Here is a 1612-nt window from a genome sequence, read left to right as displayed (position 1 = left end):
CTTGGCCTATGTCCCAGTCCACTGTGGAAACTTGTTAAAATCCCTTACGGCAAAGGTTTTCGAGGTCCGCTTTTGCCATTCCCTCGAAGCCCAGCGCGGGAAGAATATCATTATCTCCCTTAAGATCGCGACCGTAAGCCGCCGAGAATATGGCAATTCCAGATTCATGGAGAATCGCTGAATTTCCGCTGATCTTCCCCAACAAAACGGTCGGCAGCAGCCCGAACGGAACGTCCTCGAGAATATAGCGGCTTTCGATGGTTGACGGGCCGAAGCCGCCGCGGCCTTGGCGATCCATCTCCTGGTTCATTTCCGAAACGGTGGCCATGGGGACGTGAAACGACAATGAAAAATGCTCTTCAACTGTGCGCACGGCAATTCCAAAACGGGCGGCGATCGCCAATCGTTCCGCGTCCAGAGCCTCGATAAAGCGGCCGACAGCCGGGGTGACGTTTCCGGCCTGGCTCCACTGTTCTCCCTTCTCCATGCGTGTGAGATTAAGAAGAGCGATCCCGAGATGGTTCTGCGGATTGAGGTTGCTGAGCGCGATAGCAAGCATGCCGTCGCGCTTGACGAAACGATCGCCGAACAAGCTCGTGCAAAGCTCGAACCCTTGGTCCTGCGCACTGAAAGGCAGCGTCGCGACATCCAGTTTCTGGCGAACGGTTGCAACATCGATTTCGGCTGGCCCGCGCTGTTGCCCGGTCACGAGCGTGGTACCCCAGACGACGATCGGCAGGCTAACCTTCCGGTCCGCAAGCCGCTTGGAGAGATACAGTGCCCCAAAGGAACTGTGCGAGCTGATGATAACCGGCGTTCCGTCCCTTAGATAAGGAGTGGCAGCGTCCATCACCATCTTGTGCCCGTAAGCCGGCAACGCGATTATGACGACGGCGGCATCGGCAATGGCGGCTTCGCAATCCTTGGCGATGCGCACCTTAGTCGTTGCCTTGATAGCTCCGGTAGCCTTCAGCAATCCACCGGCGGCCAGCGCCTTGGTGCGTTCTCCGGAAGGCGACCAAAGCATAGGGTCATGTCCCGCTTCGGCCAGATAGGCGGCAAGGCCGTAAGCAATCGCTCCGGCGCCAAGAATGCTTACGCGCATAAGTTCCCTCCTGTTGCGGGCATTGCAGCCTCCATTTCTCACTAGGAGGTTCCACAAATCGGAGCCGCATCTGCCATCGTCGGCTTCTGGCGATGGGATTCCGGCCTGAGCCCGCGATTGCAACATGTCTCAGCGAATATTCGTTTCCGCTTGACATATATCAAAAATGAATGAGACGATGTCAATCATACGGATTGCGCATGTAGAGAGAACATGGAAACCCGCGACCTTCAGAACTTCCTTGCGGTTGCTGCCAGCGGCAGCATTACCAAGGCGGCTGACATGCTCGGTCGTTCCCAACCTGCAGTGACACGCACCATCCAGGATCTCGAGGCAGAGCTCGGCTTCGAATTGCTGGATCGGGTCGGTCGACGCGTGCAGTTGTCCGAAGAGGGTGTGGCTTTCGAGGAGGAAGCGCGGCGCTTGCTGATGTCCTTCACTGAACTCGCGGCTCGGGCCAAAATGATTGCCGCCGGCCGAGGGCGGATCCTGCAGATTGTCACTACG

At 57.4% G+C, this 1612-nt stretch carries 2 protein-coding genes; one reads left to right on the top strand and one right to left on the bottom strand.

Annotation, left to right across the window (positions count from 1 at the left end):
• Nucleotides 1–34: 34 nt before the first annotated feature.
• Nucleotides 35–1105, bottom strand: coding sequence for an NAD/NADP octopine/nopaline dehydrogenase family protein (locus NKI72_RS34890; RefSeq protein ID WP_352852234.1), 1071 nt, complete (start codon nt 1103–1105; stop codon nt 35–37).
• Between the two features lie 213 nt (nt 1106–1318).
• On the opposite strand from NKI72_RS34890, the gene NKI72_RS34885 reads away from it, so the two are divergent.
• Nucleotides 1319–1612: LysR family transcriptional regulator (locus NKI72_RS34885; RefSeq protein WP_352852233.1), on the top strand; the 294-nt coding region annotated here is incomplete at its 3' end.

The organism is Mesorhizobium sp. M0437 (genome assembly GCF_040321335.1).
In the GTDB taxonomy this organism is placed as follows: Bacteria; Pseudomonadota; Alphaproteobacteria; order Rhizobiales; family Rhizobiaceae; genus Mesorhizobium.
The sequence above is the reverse complement of the archived record's forward strand: the minus strand, read 5'-3'. Positions and strand labels throughout refer to the sequence as shown.